Here is a 20,432-nt window from a genome sequence, read left to right as displayed (position 1 = left end):
AAATTATAAGATTCTCATGATGAAAGTGGGGTACCATTATGATAAATGTTGTGATTGTCGCCTTAATTTTCGGTTATTCTGGCTGGACCATCTATCGACATGTGCAAAAGGGGAAGCAGGGCGCTTGTGCAGGCTGTGATAAAGGAAAAAGCTGCTCGGCAGCATCGATGGATTCCCCTCTTTCTTGTTGTTCAACACCGGTTAACAACAAGAAGTAAGCTTGTAAAACGAGCAATAAATAGAGATTTATCGTTTAGCCTCCTTAACTAACGGGTATGTTTGTTATAAGCAACTACAGACAATACCAAGGAGGTAATTCCTATGAATACCAAAAAGACATTATTTACAACAGTCGCATTGGGAGCAGTATATTTACTGAAGAATAAGGGAACTCGCGATAAAATTATGAACGGCATTCAATCCTACACTTCCCAATCGAAGGCCAAAAAATCCAGTGGTACTGTTTAAGCTTCTGCTCTTGGATTTCAATAAAGGGGTGTTCCCTAAACCAGAGTCTGGTTTAGGGAACGCCCCTTGTTGTTTAGAACGGACAGCTCCCCGGATGTTTAGATCTCGCTTTCGCTCAGCAGCCACTGAATGATAGAACGAACCATGACACCTGTTGCTCCCTTAGGATTAACTCCACGTTCTTTAGATACATATGCAGTGCCAGCAATATCTAGATGAATCCATGGCAAGCCCTCAGCAAACTCACCTACAAATAATCCGCCTGTAGTAGCTCCACCATATCTTCCAGCAGTGTTACGGATATCGGCAACCTCGCTCTTTAGCATTTCACGAAATTCCGGGTATGCCGGAAGCTGCCAGACCTTTTCCCCTGAATAGCTTGAAGCGGCCAGAAATCGCTCCAGAAACGCTTCATCATTAGTCACAGCACCTGTTGCTATATCTCCCAAAGTGGACAACACAGCGCCTGTCAGCGTAGCTACATCGATAATACGTTTCGCTCCCCATTCCCGAGCATAAGTCAGCGCATCTCCCAGGACAATTCTGCCTTCAGCGTCGGTATTCAACACTTCTATTGTTCGTCCGCTCATGGAGGTAATAACATCTCCAGGCTTAAAAGCATTGGCCGATGGCATATTCTCCGCAGATGGAATAACCATAACGACATTCATTCGTGGACGTAAGCGGCCAAGCGCCTCCATTACTCCGAGTACAGCCGCTGCCCCTCCCATATCACTAATCAGCTCTTCCATACCTTGTGCTCTTTTTAAGGAGATCCCGCCGGTGTCAAAGGTAACTCCCTTCCCTACAAGCCCCACTACGTTATCCCAATTCCCTGTCCCCTGATAACGGATGACGATCATTCGTGGAGGGTTTACACTTCCTTTTCCGACGGCGAGCAATCCGCCCATTCCTTTTTGCTCAATTTCCCGTTCGTCCAGCACCTCAGAAGGAAAGCCATATCGTTCAGCAACCTCTATAGCGGCCACAGCAAGGTCTGAGGGGGTCAATAGATTACCAGGCATGTTGGTCAAGCTCCGCGCCAAATTCGTGGCCTCACCGAAAGCTAGCCCCTTCTGAATGCCTTGAGTCCAACCCCGCCCGGCAGTACCCTCTAATTTCTCTTTTATAGTGAAAACAACTGCTGTTGGGCCTGTATAAAAAGACTGCACCTGCTTATAGGTAGCCCGACGATAGGAACCAAGCATTAGCCCCTCCGTCAGCGCATAAGCAATAGAAGTCACATCCTTCTCTACGGTAAGCTCCTGTAATTTGTCCGGCACTTCAAATATCAGCTTGAGCGCCTTCAAACGAAGTGCTGCACGGGCTGTCTGAGCCCCCATTTGCCTTAGATCCTCAGTCGTGAGAAGTTGGTCCCCCCTGCCAACCAAAATAACAACAGGACAACCAGATGAATTCTCAGCAGGTAGTACATAAGTCTGATTAAGCTTGCCTTTAAATAAACCTGCCTTTCCCAATAGGCGAATTCTGTCATCCCAGCCCTCGGAAAAGCCTCCATTTTCGACCTCAGACTCAGAAATAATAAGGATAAGGGCATCACCCTGCACATTGTTGGCAACACCACTGTTGTAATCTATATTCATTGTGATTCCCTCCATTTGTTTCCCAAAACCAACACCCATTGTAACATAAGCAAAGGCTGATCTCCGCATCTGTATTATCCGCAGGGATCAGCCTCTTATTACTTATTCTAATGGATTAGTGGTAAAGAGATCACAAAATGAGTACCCTCGTTGACTCTGCTGCTAACAGAAATGCATCCGCCATGATTTTTGATGATGCGGTCACTTACGGAAAGACCCAATCCTGTACCATTCTCCTTGGTAGTAAAGAAAGGATTAAATAACCTGTCCAGTGTACGAATATCCATTCCTTTACCGTTGTCAGATATGAAAATACGGACCTCAGAGCCTTCTCTGCGGGCACCAACTTCGATTTTCCCCATCGAATCATCTTCTCGATCCGCTACAGCCTCCATTGCATTTCTAATCATATTAAGCACGACTTGCTTCATCTGTTTGACATCGCCAGAAATCACCATGTCCTCTTGAAGAGGATGAAGATTGATCTGGCAGCCTTTCATTAAAGCTTCGCTCTCTGTAAGGAGAACAACCTCCTTAAGCAATGCGGACACGGGTATCATCCCCACCTGCGGAACTGACGGCTTAGAGGAGGATAGAAATTCATGAATAATATCGTTCGCACGATCGATCTCGGCCAATATAATCTTGGCATATTCCTCTTTCCCCAGTTGATGCAAGTATGGATGAAGCAGTTGAATAAATCCCCGGATCGCGGTCAACGGATTCCGGATTTCATGGGCAATAGATGCGGATAATTTGCCTAGCATAGCCAAGCTATCGTTCTGGTAAGCCGTTTGTTCGATTAACTTATAATCCGAGATTTCCTTGACAGTGAACAAATAACAGCCTTTCATTTGCTCTCCGCAGCATAAAGTAACCTTCCAGTAACGGCCATACTCGTCTAGAAACTCATAATTTGATTTTCCTTTGTATACCATCTCTCTGTAGCTCTGCAGTACTTGTTTTTTCTTGGAACGGCTCAGTCGAATATTAGACAGCAGATGGGAAAATGTGCAGCCCACAAGAGAGTGACGGGTAAGCTCAAGCATCCCGTACATTTGCTTATTTACAAAACTTATAACTCCCTCTTCATCAAAAAGCATGATTCCGCTGTCAATATTCTCTAGAACATCCTCGTATGTAGTATCCACAGGTCCAGTTTGATAGGTTCTTCCCGGTAATAGAAGACTTTCTTGATATTGGCTAATCACGATACGAAGTTCCCCCTTTTACTGCATTTGACGAAGACGCTTAAGCGACATCAAATTACTATGTATTTGAGTGTATGACGAAGCCGCCAGAACATTCGGTAATCGTTGCACTTTTTCCAACCGGTTCAATTATATTCCAATCATATCCAAGAGAACTAGACAACGCAATCGGAGAAACTGTCGAATGGTAAAAAAATTCATAAAATGATTCCAAAGACATATGAAACATCACATCAAATTATATTTATCGCTATTTATTCGCCTAAATGATTTAAAACAATCTAAAAAGGATCACGAAAAGCTAAAAAGGATTATAAAAAGCTAAAAAGCCCCCGCGATTGCGGAGGCTTACATGGAAAAATGGGGCATGCCCAAAAAATTAGTAATAAACTTATGCCTTTTGTTGCAGGCGTAGACGGCGCTGACTCATCACAGCTAACCTTTTTTTCAATTCCCGTTCCCACTTGGTATCCTCAATCTGTTTGGCTACAGCTAGCAGGTCAAGCGCCATATCGATTTGATTGCGTACAACGGCTAGAGGATCTTCACTCTCGACGTTAATGACGTTCTCGAATATTGCAGTTTCGTCTTCCATGACATAGTCCTGAAAGTCCACGTCGGTAACACCATCTCCATGTGCATATTCCGCTAAGATCTCATATTCATTCTCGACCTTGTAGTGAACCTCCACACGATGACATACCGGACAAAAAAGCAGGGGAACATTATGGACTTGCGTGCGATAATGTTTTAGGGTCCCCTTTGTTCCTACCATACTCGCTCCACAGCAAAAGCTCATATTTGTTCGCCCTCCTTAGAAATAACCCTTTGATTGTTTATTATTGTATTACATTACCCCAATGGAGATTCCTCCACTCGAGGACATAATATAACTTTTCGCGCCTATTTTCAAATCTATTTAGATATACAAGATCTTTTGGAGCAAAAAACCCCCTTACAGAAAATTTTCTGCAAGGAGGTAGAAATCAGAATATCAAGGATCACTATGATAACGGTCTAAAATTTACAGATTCTTATCTCCCGGCTTCCAGTTCATTGGGCATAAACCACCAGATTGCAAGGCTTGCAGAACACGAAGTGTTTCTTCCACGCTGCGGCCTACATCATTGTGGTTAACGACTTGATATTTCAATTCGCCTTCAGGATCGATTATGAACAAACCACGCAATGCGATACCTTCTTCTTCAATCAGAATGCCATAGTCTTTAGAGACTTGTTTCGTAATATCAGCTGCAAGCGGGAAATTCAAACGACCCAGGCCATTAGAATCCTTAGGGGTATTGATCCAAGCTTTGTGGCTGTGGATCGAATCGATGCTTGCGCCAAGAATCGCTGTATCAAGTGCTTCAAACTGTGCTGCTGCGTCACTGAGAGCTGTGATTTCAGTTGGACATACAAATGTGAAATCAAGCGGATAGAAGAAGAATACAAGCCATTTGCCACGATAATCAGACAAGCTTACTTTACCAAAATCCTTACCATCACCTGATACGGTTTCCATAGTAAAATCGGGAGCCGGTCTACCTACTAAACGTTCCGCCATTGCTAGAATCCTCCCTCTGATTATGTAAGAAAAAGTACCATTTGTATCTCTCAATATACTGAAATATATTGAAATTTGCAGAAATCGATAATATCTTGTCTACTAAACAAATGGTATCATCGCACAAAATCAAAGTCAAGATTAGATCAATTATTTATTTATAATTATTATAAATAGAAGATTAGGCTTTGCGGATTGCTGCAACAATCAGGTCGCCCATTTCAGTTGTACTGATCGCTTTGCTCTTATCCACGGCGATATCACTTGTACGGTGCCCTGCATCCAATACTGCAGCAACTGCAGCTTCGATTGCAGCAGCAGCATCCTCATAACCAAAGGTTAAGCGGAACATAAGGGCCAGCGACAAGATTGTTGCGATCGGGTTCGCAAGCCCTTGTCCGGCAATATCAGGAGCAGAGCCGTGAACGGGCTCGTAGAGACCATAGTTGCCGTCACCCATCGAAGCCGAAGCAAGCATACCGATAGAACCTGTCAGCATAGCAGCCTCGTCGCTCAGGATATCACCAAACATGTTCTCAGTAACGATAACGTCAAAGCTAGATGGACGGCGCAGCAGCTGCATTGCGCAGTTATCAACCAGTACATGCTCTACCTCTACCTCCGGATATTCTGGAGCGATCTTATTCACAACCTCACGCCACAAACGTGAAGTTTCAAGTACATTCGCTTTATCAACACTCGCCAGTTTATTGCGGCGCTTGCCGGCAATTTCAAAAGCTTGGCGGACAATTCGTTCTACTTCCATTACGTTATATACACAGGTGTCCACAGCTTCTTCACCATGTTCTCCTTGACGGCGCAATTTATCTCCGAAATAAATCCCGCCAGTCAGTTCGCGAACTACCATAAGATCTGTGCCTTCCAGGACTTCAGGCTTCAAAGTCGAAGCATCCTTAAGACAGTCAAATACGACAGCTGGACGCAGGTTGGAGAACAACCCCAGTGCTTTGCGAATTCCGAGCAGTCCGGTTTCAGGACGAAGTTCCTTTGGATTATTATCCCATTTCGGTCCACCAACAGCACCCAATAACACAGCATCTGCGCTACGACAGATTTCAAGTGTATCTTCCGGCAGCGGAGTGCCCTTCTCGTCTATAGCGATACCGCCAAATAATGCATGCTCTGTTTCAAAGGCATAACCGAATACTTCTTCTGTTACTTTCAATACTTTTTCCGCTTCTGCTACAACTTCTGGTCCAATACCGTCCCCTGCGATAACGGCGATTTTTTTAACTTCACTCATCTCAGTCACTCCTCAAGTTTTCTGCTCTAACAGACATAGTTCTTCTTTATATTGTTGTATCATACCCAGTCGTAAAGGACAAAGATATAGATTCTATTGAGCTGATAGGTATAGCCTATAAACAGTGAGAATCAGACTACTACCGTGAATGCTGAGCATATTTGCTCTTAGTTCTGAAGATGTTTACAATTACTATGAAGTCATCTATCAAAGGAGTGAATGCGAAGTGCATTATACAAAGCTTGGCAAATCCGGCATGAAGGTCAGTCGCCTATGTCTGGGAACGATGAATTTTGGCCCACAGACGGATGAAAAAGAAGCCTTCCGCATCATGGACGCTGCACTGGATGCAGGTGTTAATTTTTTTGATACCGCTAACATTTACGGCTGGGGCGAAAATTCTGGCCTGACTGAAACCATTATCGGACGCTGGTTTAAACAAGGCGGCGGGCGGCGGGAAAAGGTTGTACTAGCCACCAAAGTTTATGGAGCCATGAATGATAAGCTTGATGGTCCTAATGATGAAGAAGGATTATCCTCATATATCATTCGCCGCCATCTTGAAGGGTCCCTGCAGCGTCTTCAGACCGATCATATTGAATTGTACCAGATGCATCATATAGACCGCAGTACGTCCTGGGAAGAGCTCTGGGGAGCTTTCGAGCTGGCTGTGAATCAAGGCAAGATTGGTTATGTCGGTTCCAGTAACTTCGCAGGCTGGGATATCGCCGTAGCTCAACAAGAAGCTAAGGCTCGTGGTTTTCTTGGACTAGTCTCAGAGCAGCATAAATACAGTCTGACCTGTCGGCTTCCTGAGCTTGAAGTTTTGCCAGCCGCTCGCCATCTGGGGCTAGGTATTATTCCTTGGAGTCCACTCGATGGAGGTCTTCTCGGAAGAAATGCACTCAAAAAAATAGAGGGCAGCCGAAGTGGCGGAAATGCAGATCGTGTAGAGCAGCACAAGAGCCAGCTTGAGGCTTTTTCCAGCTTATGTATGGAGCTAGGAGAACCACAGGATAATGTCGCTCTTGCTTGGCTACTGGCTAATCCTGCTGTAACAGCTCCTATTATCGGCCCCCGCACACTGGAGCAATTCGAGAGTGCGCTGCGCAGTCTTGAGATTGTACTAGATGAAGCTGTGCTTAAACGACTAGATGAAATATTCCCTGGACCCGGCGGTGAAGCCCCTAAAGCCTATGCTTGGTAGGTAAGTTCTATCATAAAAGGAGCTGAGGCCTCAGCAGAATCCATTCGCTGAAGCCTCAGCTCCCTTTTACTCATACTTATTCAGCTGTGTCCACGGTCACACTTCCATTACTCGTGCTTAAATCCACAGTATACGTGGCTTTACCAAGCACAGCGGTACCATAGCTATCGCCGTCCCGATCCCAGGGTACATTCCCCTTCAGCGAGCCATTACTTGTATCTGCAATAATCTTCGCATCCGACACGGCCGGTAAGCCCACTATAATCTTTCCGTTACTGGATGTACATTTCCAGTTTCCGGTCACTGCTGAGTTTATAGTAATTTTGCCATTGCTGCTCTTGGCTGACAACGCCCCATCAATGTTATCCAATACTATGGCTCCATTAGAGCTCACAAGTTCAACTTCACCTTGGATATTCTGTACGGATAGTGACCCATTGCTGGTATGTGCATCCACTTCGCCGACAATATCATGAATATTTAATGCACCATTACTTGTCTCAACCTCTATACCTGACTTAAGATTCCAGGCTTCTATAGAGCCATCACTTGTCTCAACCTCAACAGCAAGGTTATTGGGTGCACTTATATTTAAATAAGGACTTTTGGTATTGAATCCAAACTGAATGTTAGAGAACCAATTATGATCGGTATCAAGCTCCATAATCAGTGTATCTCCTTCAGTACTAACCTTCCATTTCTTTTCTAATGCACTTTCAGCATCACTTTGCGATTTTCCAGGCAGCAGTAAACTTCCCTCATAATCCAAAGAGCTTCCAGCTACACCCTCAACCTTTACTTTTCCACTTGGAAGTACGATTTTGAGCGTCGTAATATTCTCTTTCACTTCCACATTCCCACTAAGCGGAGTTAGATGTGTATTACCGATCAGATTGCTGAGTGAACCTCCGGCCATTACTGTCTGAGCACCACTTGCTCCGATCAGCACAATAATTAACAGGATGGCCCAGCCGCTTACACGGCTTTTGACATCGGATTTGATAAAAAGTCTAATCAACATCTCAAGTCCGAATAAGACCAACAACGCCGGCCATAAAAAACCAAGCACCTCATAGCTGATCATATCATACTGAGCCATCACGATAATGACACCAAGGGCAATGCAGCCCAAGGCTGCTGTGAAACTTCCTATTTTCCATCTCCCCATAGTTAAATCCCCGTTTCTTATGCTCTCGTATTGTTCCTTAACATCTTCAGTCCGTACGCAATCAGACCCACTGATAATAAGATCGTGCCGATGTTGATCTCAGTCAGCATATCCCAAAGGGTAGGGAAAGCTGTGATTACCAACATAAGGAACCCAGCAACAACACAGCCGATTCCCACCCAAGCTGGATTGATCTCTTCATGTGGATATCCAGGCATAGAGGACATACCCATGGTCCAAGGGGCTCCGAAGCTGTCTGGATGAAACATCATTCGTTCGTGTTCAGCAGCCGTTATTTTCATCCAAGCCGCCTTCTGCAGGGCATCAAACAACTGATAAAACCACAGCGCCGCCAGGGCAAACGGGAAGATCAAGGGCTCGGACGGAATAAACATTATACATAAGGAGGCCCCGATCATAAACTGTAAACCCTGCTTTTTAAAGCCTAAGTACAAATGACCTACTCCAGGTATCATAGCCAGCATAAAAGTGAGCCAACGTCTCTTCTTAATCATAATACATCCTCCTAAAATTTGGGTAGCAAAACTTTAGCCAATTTAAACATCTATTGATGATCAATTATTTTATTACTATCTCCCAAAGCCACCAAACCACTGGGTTACTGAATTCGACATATGGCCGTTTATTTCGGTAATGCCATAGGCCAAATTCTCAAATACCCCAAACTGCAACAATAACAAACTGAGGCAAGCAGCCACTCCATAATGAATCCATGAGGTTTTTGGGGCAGAACGACGTCTTACATTGGTTGCCTTAGTCGCTCGTGATCTGCGCCCTGTTTCGAGCTGCTCAATATGTGTCATAACATCTGCTGCGAGATCCGGGAAGTCCATCTGCGCCTGCAACTGTTCTCTGTCAGCATCCATTTCCGACCACAGCTCCGACATTGCCTTGGCTTCCTCCAGCCACTCTGCGCAATCAGGACATGACTCTATGTGCAATCGGATACTCAGCTCCATCTCTGGAGACAGTAGGCCGTCTATATAATGTGGCATCCATTCCTTCACTATTGCACAATTCATCGCCATTCCTCCCTTTGTTTACGCATCATCTGTCTGGCTCGATAAAGCTGCGATTCGATTGTTTTCACGGAAACTCCCTTTTGCTCTGCAATCTCTTGATAGGAATTCCGCTGAAAATAGTACAGCTGGACGACCGACCGGTACGGTTCCGCCAGACTGTTCACATTCTCACCTAATTCAGCTGATGTTTCCTGCTCAAGTACCTCATGCTCCGGAGTTTGAGACGTTACCCAATCATTTTCTGTGTAATCAGCTGCACTTCGGTACTTCCACTCCCTATCGTTGGCCCGTTTCCAGTCCAGACAGGTTCGGTAGGCAATCCGATACAGCCATGTCGAGAAGGAGGATTGTCCTCTGAAAGAGGGGAGCGCTTTATATGCTTTTATAAAAACCTCCTGGGCCATATCTTTGGCCGATTCGGCTTCTCCTGTGATTTTGACGCATACTCTGTATACCATGCCTTGGTAACGTGTCACCAAATGCCCAAAGGCTTGATGTTGACCGTTCAGCACAGCAGCAATCCATTCTGCCTCTTCCAGCTTTCTCCCCTCCTTCACCTTCATAACGTTAGACGCCAACCAATCGTTCTCCCCTGCAACCTATACATAAATTTTTTTGGTTTTTTTGAAATAGGCTGAAGAGAGGAATATATAGTTTGTTGTCGAATAATGTTTAACTACTATGACTAAAAGAAAACTCTTCTTAATTATCGCATTGTTTCTTATTATACTCACTGGATTCCGTATCCTATGGGTAAAGATTTCTCCGCACACCACACAACCACCACTGATCAATGGTGTGTTGGATTTACGGGATAAACAATGGAATCAGGACAAACTCCTTATTTTAAGTGGGCAGTGGGAGTTCTATCCGGGTATGCTGCTTCCTTCATTCAACGAACAATCTGTAACTGCTGCTCCTGCAAAATATATACAAGTCCCGGGGAACTGGAAAGATGCCCTTAGCGATAGCGATAAATCTGCTTATGGCTACGGCTCCTATCGGCTACGTGTCCTAACAGATAATCATAAGAAGCAATCCTATAGTCTTCTAATTTCCGGAGCTCGGTCCTCTTCAGAAGTGTATATCAACGGTGAACGGCTGGACAGCTCTGGCACTCCTGCTGAGAGTAAAGAACACTATATTCCGTACATACTGCCTTATTCAGTATCCTTTACAACCGATAAAAGTGAACTTGAAATTGTGATCCATGTAGCCAACTATTCCTTTTCCCAAACGGGAGGAATTTCTAAAACGATTGTATTTGGCAGCGAAAAAGCTTTAACACAGGAAAGACTGCTCTCTATTAGCCTACAGTTGCTATTATGTGTTGTTCTAATACTGCACGCTGTATATGCTGTTATTTTATATATAATTGGGCTGCGGCAAAAGATGTTGATCTATTTTTTTCTACTGGTAATATCCGCTATAACTACCGTACTCATAGATGATGACAGGCTTCTATTGCACGTATTTCCCTTGAACTATCAATGGAATTTCAAACTATTTTACATCTCTTATATTGCTGTATTTATTTTTATCCTGCAGACAAGCAAACATCTTTTGTTCACGGATTTAAAAATAAAAAGTATTCGTATCCTAACCATCCTGTCCGTAGTAGACATCCTGTTCATATTATTTGGACCCGTTGTTCACTATTATGAATTTCACACACTGATTTTCGGCATAAATTTATTAGTTTTAGCATTAGGTGTCGTAATTCTTTTTCTGAGATCTATTGTTAAAAATTACGAAGGCTCTATTTTCCTGTTGTTATCTATGTTTGCCATCGTTAACAGCACACTTTGGGGAATGTTCAAGAATTATAACTGGGTTAACGTTACCTATTATCCTTTTGATCTAATTATCGCCTTTTTGTGCTTTGCGACTTTTGGATTTAAGCGATATCACTGGAATACTAAGGAGACAGAAAAACTGGCGCACAGCCTGCAGAGAAGTGTTACACAAAAGGATGCTTTTTTGGCTAACACCTCACATGAATTAAAAAATCCGCTGTACAGTATCATTAACATTGCCGAAACTGTCCTGGGCAGCGAGCGTGACACTGTAACGCATCAAAATGCTGAGAATTTAAAACTGCTCATTACCGTTGGAAGACGTATGTCTCTTCTGGTAGACGATCTGCTGGATCAATCCCAGCTCCGTGAAAGCAATATACAATTGCAGCTCAGAGAACTTAAGATCCAATCCTTCGCAGTGGGTGTGCTTGATATGTTCAAATTCTTAACGGAAGGGAAATCTTTATCCTTAGTCTCAGAAATACCAGATTCATTCCCTTCTATTGTGGCTGATGAAAAAAGACTCATTCAGATCTTGTTCAATCTGCTTCAAAATGCTGTTAAATATACGACTGTAGGCACGATAAGAATCCATGCAGATATTCATAAAAAATCGGCGCAGATTCATATTACGGATACGGGTCTTGGCATGAACGAGGAGACGTTGCTCAGAGCTTTCCAGCCCTATGAACAGGGCGATTCCAGCATGAACGAAGTTAGCGGTGGCATCGGGCTTGGATTAAGCACCAGCAAGCAGTTAGTTGAACTTCACGGCGGGAAAATAAGTGTAGTCTCCACACTTGGAGAAGGTACTACCTTTACATTCACAATGCCATTATACGATTCAACCAACCGGGTATTGAGTTCAGAACTGCCCTCTATGACTGAATTCTCAGACACGCCATCTATGATCACTTTATCCAAATTAACCGCACCGGGTATCGTTTCATCAGCCCATGGAAGGAGACCAAAGCTTCTGGCTGTAGATGATGATCCGGTTAATCTAAAAATACTTACCAACGTACTTTCCATCAAGGACTATGAAATCGTTACGGTGACCAGCGGAAACGATGCTTTACTATTGCTGGATACCGTTCAGTGGGATTTAATTATTACAGATGTAATGATGCCACAAATGTCCGGGTATGAGCTGGCGCATAGAATTCGTGAACGTTACACCATTGCTGAGCTTCCCATTCTGCTTCTGACGGCACGAGGCCAAGCGGAAGATATTTATACCGGTTTTATTTCAGGTGCAAATGACTATGTAATGAAGCCTATGAATGCAATAGAGCTGAAGGCCCGTGTACGCTCCTTAACAGATCTAAAACAGTCCGTAAACGAACGGCTTCGTGTGGAAGCTGCCTATCTTCAAGCGCAAATACAACCACATTTCTTGTTCAACACATTAAATTCAATATCCGCGCTGGCTTCTTTTGATATTAATAGAATGAGTCACCTTGTGGATGCCTTCAGCTCTTATTTGCGTTTAAGCTTCAATTTCCTGAATGCTGAGCCTATGATACCGATTGAACGAGAGCTTGAGCTTGTTCATGCCTACCTCTACATAGAAAAGGAGCGCTTTGAAGATAGGATGACCATTCTTTGGGATTATGAGGAAAGCTTGCATTTTCAGCTGCCGCCCCTGACTATACAGCCACTGGTTGAAAATGCTGTCCGGCACGGTATTTTGAGTCGCTCCCAAGGAGGAACGGTGTCCATAACCATCAAGGAACAAGCTGGCGATATTGAAATCACGATATCAGACAATGGCCAAGGCATGAAAAACGAACAACTCCAGCAGTTGCTCAGCAATCCGTCTAATGATGCAAGAGGAATCGGATTTTTAAATACACATAAACGGCTGTTGCGGGTCTACGGAAAAGGGCTGCAGATTAAAAGCTCCGAAGGGAAAGGAACTTCTGTGAGTTTTATTATTCCTTCTGACAAAAAAAATCCGCTTCGAAAACTTTCTGATTAACAGACAAACTATTGTGAACCGAAATATCAAGTAAGGATTCGACGTATTTTGGCTAAAATACTATATCTGAGTGGTGATTAATAATGATTCAGGCAATATTAGTTGACGATGAACGGCTTGCCCTTGTGAAATTAGAGTTTATGTTAAAAAAAATACCATCTTTACATATAGCCGCTTCCTATACGGACCCCTCACAGGCCATTCAAGAGGCTCCGTCTTATCATCCTGACGTTATTTTTATTGATATTGAAATGCCTGAAATTAATGGTCTTCAAGCTGCGGAGATGCTCCAAGAGGCCTGTCCAAATGCAAATATTATCTTCGTTACCGCGTATAACCATTATGCTGTGGAGGCTTTTGAGATCAATGCGCTCGATTATATTTTGAAGCCTGTGCGAAATGACCGACTATTGAAAGCTGTCCAGCGGTTAGAAGAAAGATTGTCACTTGCACCAAAACTCATAATTGCAAAAGAAGAGGTAACCATTCGTTGTCTTCAATCGCTTCGTTTTGAACGAGGCGGACAATCTCTGAATAATCTGCGTTGGAGAACCTCTAAGGCCCAAGAGTTATTTGCCTTTTTGCTCCATAATCGCAACCGCTTCGTAAGTAAAGACATGCTGATTGAACTGCTGTGGCCAGACTTCAATCTGAAAAAGGCCTCTACCCATCTCTATACAACAATTTATCAAGTCCGGCAATGCTTAAAGCAGAATGAAGTCGACCTGCATATCAGCAACCTTAGCGGGGGGGAAGGCTATACCCTTGAAACCGGATCAATGTTGATTGATGTAGATAAGTGGGAACAGGGTATCCTGGCTCTGGAAACCATCAGTGAAGTTAATTGTGCGGAGCATCAAGTTTTATTCGAGCTTTATTCTGGAGATTACTATGACGATTATGATTATTTATGGGCTGAAAGTGAGCGGCAACGTCTTCGTACCATTTGGTTGCACCATGCAATGGGCATAGCCCAATTTTATATAGAAAGCAACAGAATTGCCGAGGCCGTTACTGTCTATCAACGAGTAGTGCAGTTACAGCCTTATTTTGAACAAGGGCATTTAGGATTAATGAAGGTCTACGACAGCATTGGAGAACGTTCCGCTGTGGAAGAGCAATACAAGCTGCTAAAGGGTTTATTCCATCAGGAGCTTAACATTAATCTTCCAGCCAGCGTTGAGCACTGGTACGAGCAATGGGAACAGCTTAACCATAGAGTGCGATGAGCTAAATACCCTATCAAGACATAATAAAGACACCCGGATAAAACCGGGTGTCTTTATTATTACCTTCCTAGTTATTACGTTTGAATCGTCTTGTTAATACAAACCCTAAAAGCACCAGACTTCCACCAGCCAAGTAGATCGGAAACGCGCTGTCTTCTCCTGTTTTCGGAAGCTGAGTCGGTTTATTGCTGTTATTTCCCGGCTCAGTAACTGTACCCTTTGGTACTTCCTCCACATCAATCTCTATGAGGATTTCTTCTTCATTTCCATTCTCATCTGTAACAATAATGGTGAACTTATCTTTACCAATATAGCCCGGATCAGGTGTGTAGACCCATTTGCCATCCTTAGTAATAGTCACTTTACCATGTCCCGGCTCATCTCCCAAGCTTGGCACTCCCCCAAGTGGAATTTCACCTTCAATAGGAACATCTTCATTGGTAATCTCTTTCTGCACAGGTGGGGTTACCTGCGGAACAACAGGCGTACTAGTTGCCACAGGCTGGCTTGGAGTAGCTGTTGGCGTAACCGTTGGCGTTGCCGTCGACACTGGCGTTACCATCGGTGTTGGCGAAGGTGTTGCCACCACAACTGGTGTTGCTGTTGGTGTAGAAGTAACGACTACTTCCGGTGTCGGTGATGGTGTCCAGATAGGACCTGTCGGTTCCTCTGGCGTCGACGTTGGTGTTGCTGTTGGCGTCGACGTTGGTGTTGCTGTTGGTGTCGATGTTGGTGTTGCTGTTGGCGTCGACGTTGGTGTTGCTGTCGGCGTCGACGTTGGTGTTGCTGTCGGCGTCGACGTTGGTGTTGCTGTCGGCGTCGACGTTGGTGTTGCTGTCGGTGTCGACGTTGGTGTTGCTGTTGGCGTCGACGTTGGTGTTGCTGTCGGCGTCGACGTTGGTGTTGCTGTCGGCGTCGACGTTGGTGTTGCTGTCGGTGTCGACGTTGGTGTTGCTGTTGGCGCTGGCGTTGGTGTTACCGTTGGTGCGGGCGTTACAGTCGGTATAGGCGTTGCTGTTGGTGTCGGAACTTTGTTTTTTACCTCAAGGCTTATCCCTGTCGTCGAAGAAATAGTCACTTCATGTGGTGTTTGATCAAGAACATAACCAGCAGGCGCTGTTTTCTCAATTAATATATATTTCCCACCTGTCAGTTTGGTAAATTCAAGTATCCCGTTTGTATCCGTAGTGCCTTCCTTAATCCAGATCTTATCGGCATCAACTACCCGATACAGATCAAAAACGGCCCCACTTAACACCTTACTCGTATTCCCGTCTTCTACTTTGGTAATCGTCAACGGTCCTCTTACGCCGCTTCCTGTGCCGGAGCCGCTAGAGAGCTTAACGATAATTTCCTCGGTGCTTACACCTGGAACTACCTTGATGTTTTTACCATCGAAACTAACCTTATTGGTTACCTTATCATTGTTTTGTGCTGTGATCAGGGAGTCATATTTCAAAATATAAGCTTCGGAAATATCCTTCAGGAAACTAAGCTTAAAGCTTTCTTTTCCGTCATTATCCGTAGTGATTTCCAGCTTATAATCTGTACCACTCACCAATTCTTGGTTGGTCGATGTTACATCCCCATTGCTTGCAACTTTCGTTTTGTAGACATGGAATGTATTGGACAGCAGGATTTGATTGTCGCTTGGAATATCCGTAATTACCGCTTCTTTTACAAAAGATTGGTTACGGTTGATGTAAACCGTCCAATGTATTTTATTTCCATCCTGCGCACCTTCTTTGTTAACGTATTCCCCGCCCTGAGGGATATTAACAGAAGCTTGCAGTTTAGCGGACTCTACTTTCGCACCGTCATATAACGTAGCTGTATTTTTAATTTCATTTGAATCAATCGCTTGATCCGCGAACGTTGTTTTGAAAGTGACGTAGAACGCATAATTAATCGTTTTATTAAATGTCACCTTCAGCTCACTGCCATCCAGCTCCACTTTATAGTCCGCGGAATTCACACTAGCTTGAGGAGAAGGATTTCCATCCTTTCCATACTCCCATTTATTCACTTTCACAGAATCCATATTTACAACTTGGCCAGCTGAAATGGTATCAACCAGTTGAGCTTGGTTTAACGTTTTCTGATTATAATTAGCCCCAATGTTCCAAGTGATTTCCTTAGTTACAGCATTGTAGGAACCACTCTTCTTCCCATTGTTTTTAACCTCATCTCTTGGATTAAAGGTTACGGTCGCTTCTTTATGCTTAGACTCCTGCACCCCATTAACCGTTTCTTTCCAATCGAGTGCACCTGTATTAGTGAATTGAGTTTTGCCCGGAGCCAGCCAATCATAGTTAAAGCTTGTTGTATAAGTAATTGTGTAAGGCTCATTTATCGGCGCATTAAAAGTAATCACAAATCCATCGTTTACTGCAACCGGATCATGCGCATTGTAAACAACACTATGGACGGTAGCAGTTCCGCCTTTAGTTGGTTGAACCTTTAATGTACCCGGAACAAGCTTTAATCCGGCATTGCCAAAAGTGTCCGTCACCACTAAATTTTCCATAGTCTTGCTGTCGTCGTTAATTTGGATAGTCCAATCAAGGGTCTTAGTCGCATAATTAACGTTGCTATAATATTTATGGAGAATTTGCTGCTTGATATCACTGTAACCCGTTTCTGTTTTTCCATCATAAGTAACTTTGTTCGTAATCTTGCCATCATCAAATACTCTGCCATTTGCCTTTGTCTGATATTCAATACGGTAGGCAGAATTTATATCATTGTTAAATTTCAGATCAAAACCATTTAATCCCGTTGCAGTTGTTGGAGTTATTGTATATTCGCTTGAAGCGATTTCCGCGCTTTTAACCCCGTTGCCATTACTGTCGATCGTTACAGGATAAACTTTAACCGAGCTGAGAATTAGATCTTGGGTGTTATTGAATGTATCCTTCAAAATAGCATTTGCCGCTAAAATTGTTTTTTCATTGTAATTGAAATTAACAGCCCAGGAAATCACCTGATTCGCTGCATCGTAATTGATGGACTCTTTCGATAGTGGTTTGCCACGTCCTACTGTAACTGTAGTGCTAGCCTTTTTAGAAAATCCGTTATCTCCTGTTAAGACTGCCTCATTCAAAAAGGTTTTCGCATCTACACCAGTACCAGTAATATCCGTAGAGAAGCCAATCCGGTAAGCCTTAGTAAGCGGGTTATCCGCAAATTTCAGCTTTAACTCTCCCAAAGTGGATCCTGTCACATCATACTTGCTGCTGTCCACTAGATTGCCAAGACTCACAGTCCCATCGACCTTCACATCAAGCTCATAAACAGCAATAGATACCGTATTCAGTGATAATCCCGCAGGGAGTGTGTCGGTGACAACTGCATTTTTTACGCTTTCCAGTGCCTTATTCACATCAACCGTCCAAGCGATGCTTGTTGGATTATAATACTGCGGCTTAGGCGAACCGTCTTTTTCTATAGTAGAGCTAACCTTCGGCTTAAAATTAAGCTCAATGGTCTGAGTACCGCCTTGTATCGGGAAAATCAGGGTTTGCTTCGTGGAGCCTGTAATTTTCTTGGAGCTCAAAAGCGACCTTACGGAGAAAGTCCCTCCCACTTTATCGTGAGTTTCGATATAAGCATTAAATGTAAATACAACGCGGTTAGTATTTTTGTCGACGGTATAAGTCCCTACAGGCTCATCGTCAAAAATAAGATCACCATTCAGATCGTTATAAAGTTCAAACTGTGTTGGAAGATCAAAGGTATAGGTGGACCCATCCTTATATCCATGCCCATCTGGAAGTGACCATGTATAGTTCAATTCCGAATAGGAATCAAGTTCATATACGCTTTCTGTAACCGTATTTGTGTATTTATCATCGGTGTATACAGCAAGCGTAACACTAGTAATGAGGTCATCTCCAATTACAGTACCGTTGCCACTCGCATATGCCTGCGAATTGACTCCAAAGCCAAAGCTGTAAGCCCATTGCGTCACAAGCAAGAATACTACGAGCAATGCGCTAATTTTCTTTTTTGATAACATTATTAAAAATGCCTCCTTTGTCACTCTGTTTATCGTGCTTTTCCTAAGCTTTATCCTTTGAATCCCGTACTCTACTCCCCCGCATTAACCTCCTTGACTCTTTCTCATGATATAAATTTGCAACCTAACAACTATTGTAAATAGTCCATCTATACATAATCTGAACAGCGTCCTATTGCAGTCTTGGAGATCTTTTTATTGCAAAAAAAAACAGGGATATGCGCAATAACTCGCATATCCCTGTCGTATTTACTACTTAGTGGAAAATAAAAATAACATTGTACATCTTATAGACTAGCGTGATCACGTTTGGTGTAAGTCTTACGCTTCTCCAGAAGCTTGTTCAGCGCATCAATATAAGCGCGGGCACTTGCTTCTAGAATATCGGTGCTAAGTCCACGGCCTTGTGCAGCTACTTCTCCCTGCGAAAGCACCACATGAACCTCACCCTGCGCATCTTTACCACGGGAGACCGATTTAATCGAATAATCTCCAAGGGTAACTTCCTCATTCGTGGCTTTATCAATAGCATTGTAGATGGCATCTACTGAACCATTACCTTCGGCCTCAGCTACAATCGGCTGGTCTTCCGGACCCGCAATAATAACCTTGGCGGTTGGAACAGCTTCATTACCATAAGTAACGAACATCGTTTGCAGCTTAAAGACTTCTGGCGTATCAATTAATTTCTCTTCAATCAAAGCCAAAATGTCTTCATCTGATACTTCTTTTTTCTTATCTGCCAAATCCTTAAATCTAGAAAAAGCGGTGTTCAGCTCTTCTTCGGACAAATCATACCCAAGATCACTCAACTTATCGCGGAAAGCGTGCCGTCCAGAGTGTTTGCCGAGTACCAGCTTGCTCTCTTTAAGTCCAATAGTCTCCGGTGTCATGATCTCGTAGGTAGTTTTCTCTTTTAGCATCCCGTCCTGGTGAATACCCGATTCATGAGCAAATGCGTTAGCTCCTACAATCGCTTTATTCCCTGGAACCACCATACCTGTAAGCTTGCTGACCAGACGGCTTGTGCGAGAGATCTCAGATAACGTAAGCGATGTTTTTGCACCAAAAAATTCAGCCCGTGTCTCAAGCGCTAGCGCAACTTCTTCAATCGCTGTGTTCCCGGCACGTTCACCGATACCGTTGATCGTTCCTTCGATCTGATCTGCACCATTCTGAATCGCAGCCAACGTATTTGCTGTAGCCATACCAAGATCGTTATGACAATGGGCACTAAGCTGTACGCGTTCAATATCAGGCACATTCTCTTTTAGATATTTAAAGATAGCTCCGTACTCCGAAGGATTCAAATAACCTACAGTATCCGGGATATTAACAACATTAGCGCCTTCCCGGATAGCCATGCCGACCATTTCAGCCATGAAATCATACTCCGTACGGCCCGCGTCTTCTAATGAAAACTCGAGCTTAGGGAAATATTTTTTAGCGTATCGGATAGCAGACTGTGCAGTTTCCAGCACCTGAGCCTTATCCATCCGTAGCTTATGCTGGCGGTGAATAGGAGATGTAGCCAGAAAAATATGAATACAAGGGTCCTGCGCTCCCTGTAGTGCTTCTTTTACAGCATCAATATCTGTCTCTCTAGAACGAGAAAGGCCGATTACCGTGACGTTCTTCACAGCTCTTGCCACCGCATTAACAGAAGCTAGATCACCTGGAGAAGCTGCAGGAAAACCCGCTTCCATGCGATCAATTCCCAGCTTCTCTAACTGGTAAGCGATCTCCACTTTCTCACGCGTGTTGAGGTTCACACCTGGTGACTGCTCTCCATCTCGCAGTGTCGTATCGAACACATAAATTTTCCGCATGCTAAGCACCTCCCAAAAATTGTGCTGAAACTCTCAAATGCGGCTCG

Annotated in this window: 16 protein-coding genes; 5 read left to right on the top strand and 11 right to left on the bottom strand. The window is 43.8% G+C overall.

Annotated features, from left to right (window positions below; genetic code table 11):
* Window positions 1–38: 38 nt before the first annotated feature.
* Together MHI25_RS06850 and MHI25_RS06845 are read left to right on the top strand one after the other, a co-directional pair.
* Window positions 39–218: a FeoB-associated Cys-rich membrane protein gene (locus tag MHI25_RS06850; protein ID WP_038569228.1), complete on the top strand. Its 180-nt coding sequence runs from the start codon at window positions 39–41 to the stop codon at window positions 216–218.
* 103 nt (window positions 219–321) lie between these two features.
* On the top strand, window positions 322–468 hold the full coding sequence (locus MHI25_RS06845; RefSeq protein WP_172628785.1) for a hypothetical protein: 147 nt from the start codon (window positions 322–324) through the stop codon (window positions 466–468).
* 98 nt (window positions 469–566) lie between these two features.
* Here MHI25_RS06845 and MHI25_RS06840 read toward each other — a convergent pair whose 3' ends face one another.
* The 5 genes from MHI25_RS06840 to leuB form a co-directional block, all read right to left on the bottom strand.
* The gene (locus tag MHI25_RS06840; RefSeq protein WP_340395149.1) at window positions 567–2,141 is read right to left on the bottom strand and encodes a leucyl aminopeptidase; all 1,575 of its coding nucleotides are present in this window, start codon (window positions 2,139–2,141) and stop codon (window positions 567–569) included.
* Between the two features lie 38 nt (window positions 2,142–2,179).
* A complete protein-coding gene (locus MHI25_RS06835) occupies window positions 2,180–3,283 on the bottom strand; it encodes an ATP-binding protein (protein WP_076125474.1) in 1,104 nt (367 codons plus the stop codon).
* Between the two features lie 391 nt (window positions 3,284–3,674).
* Window positions 3,675–4,082 carry a hypothetical protein gene (locus MHI25_RS06830; protein ID WP_036680100.1) on the bottom strand — a complete coding sequence of 136 codons (408 nt, stop codon included), beginning with the start codon at window positions 4,080–4,082 and terminating at the stop codon, window positions 3,675–3,677.
* Between the two features lie 225 nt (window positions 4,083–4,307).
* Window positions 4,308–4,847: a peroxiredoxin gene (locus MHI25_RS06825; RefSeq protein WP_036680102.1), complete on the bottom strand. Its 540-nt coding sequence runs from the start codon at window positions 4,845–4,847 to the stop codon at window positions 4,308–4,310.
* A gap of 181 nt (window positions 4,848–5,028) precedes the next feature.
* Window positions 5,029–6,111: a 3-isopropylmalate dehydrogenase gene (gene leuB, locus MHI25_RS06820; protein WP_036680106.1), complete on the bottom strand. Its 1,083-nt coding sequence runs from the start codon at window positions 6,109–6,111 to the stop codon at window positions 5,029–5,031.
* Between the two features lie 226 nt (window positions 6,112–6,337).
* Here leuB and MHI25_RS06815 point away from each other — a divergent pair, with 226 nt between their 5' ends.
* Window positions 6,338–7,318, top strand: a complete 981-nt coding sequence (locus MHI25_RS06815; RefSeq protein ID WP_339189970.1) for an aldo/keto reductase — start codon at window positions 6,338–6,340, stop codon at window positions 7,316–7,318.
* A 76-nt stretch (window positions 7,319–7,394) separates the two neighbouring features.
* Here the strand turns inward: MHI25_RS06815 and MHI25_RS06810 are convergent, their stop codons facing one another.
* The 4 genes from MHI25_RS06810 to MHI25_RS06795 all read right to left on the bottom strand — a co-directional run bounded on the left by MHI25_RS06810 (window position 7,395) and on the right by MHI25_RS06795 (window position 10,107).
* Window positions 7,395–8,486, bottom strand: a complete 1,092-nt coding sequence (locus MHI25_RS06810) for a DUF5668 domain-containing protein (protein ID WP_076125478.1) — start codon at window positions 8,484–8,486, stop codon at window positions 7,395–7,397.
* A 17-nt stretch (window positions 8,487–8,503) separates the two neighbouring features.
* Window positions 8,504–9,001: a hypothetical protein gene (locus tag MHI25_RS06805; protein WP_076125480.1), complete on the bottom strand. Its 498-nt coding sequence runs from the start codon at window positions 8,999–9,001 to the stop codon at window positions 8,504–8,506.
* A gap of 75 nt (window positions 9,002–9,076) precedes the next feature.
* Window positions 9,077–9,529 carry a zf-HC2 domain-containing protein gene (locus MHI25_RS06800; RefSeq protein ID WP_038569222.1) on the bottom strand — a complete coding sequence of 151 codons (453 nt, stop codon included), beginning with the start codon at window positions 9,527–9,529 and terminating at the stop codon, window positions 9,077–9,079.
* Window positions 9,526–10,107, bottom strand: a complete 582-nt coding sequence (locus tag MHI25_RS06795) for an RNA polymerase sigma factor (protein ID WP_076125482.1) — start codon at window positions 10,105–10,107, stop codon at window positions 9,526–9,528. The genes MHI25_RS06800 and MHI25_RS06795 overlap by 4 nt, the downstream gene beginning before the upstream one ends.
* Before the next feature lie 103 nt (window positions 10,108–10,210).
* Here MHI25_RS06795 and MHI25_RS06790 point away from each other — a divergent pair, with 103 nt between their 5' ends.
* Together MHI25_RS06790 and MHI25_RS06785 are read left to right on the top strand one after the other, a co-directional pair.
* A complete protein-coding gene (locus MHI25_RS06790) occupies window positions 10,211–13,309 on the top strand; it encodes an ATP-binding protein (RefSeq protein ID WP_340395148.1) in 3,099 nt (1,032 codons plus the stop codon).
* An 83-nt stretch (window positions 13,310–13,392) separates the two neighbouring features.
* On the top strand, window positions 13,393–14,538 hold the full coding sequence (locus tag MHI25_RS06785; protein WP_076302180.1) for a response regulator: 1,146 nt from the start codon (window positions 13,393–13,395) through the stop codon (window positions 14,536–14,538).
* A 67-nt stretch (window positions 14,539–14,605) separates the two neighbouring features.
* Here the strand turns inward: MHI25_RS06785 and MHI25_RS06780 are convergent, their stop codons facing one another.
* The gene (locus MHI25_RS06780) at window positions 14,606–18,556 is read right to left on the bottom strand and encodes a collagen binding domain-containing protein (protein ID WP_340395147.1); all 3,951 of its coding nucleotides are present in this window, start codon (window positions 18,554–18,556) and stop codon (window positions 14,606–14,608) included.
* Window positions 18,557–18,843: 287 nt separating this feature from the next.
* Window positions 18,844–20,385 (bottom strand): 2-isopropylmalate synthase, encoded by a 1,542-nt coding sequence (locus MHI25_RS06775; protein ID WP_038569217.1) that lies wholly within the window; start codon window positions 20,383–20,385, stop codon window positions 18,844–18,846.
* Between the last annotated feature and the right edge of the window lie 47 nt (window positions 20,386–20,432).

The organism is Paenibacillus sp. FSL E2-0177, from assembly GCF_037992975.1.
GTDB lineage: Bacteria > Bacillota > Bacilli > Paenibacillales > Paenibacillaceae > Paenibacillus_AQ > Paenibacillus_AQ odorifer.
This window is presented reverse-complemented; position numbering and strand designations above follow the sequence as displayed.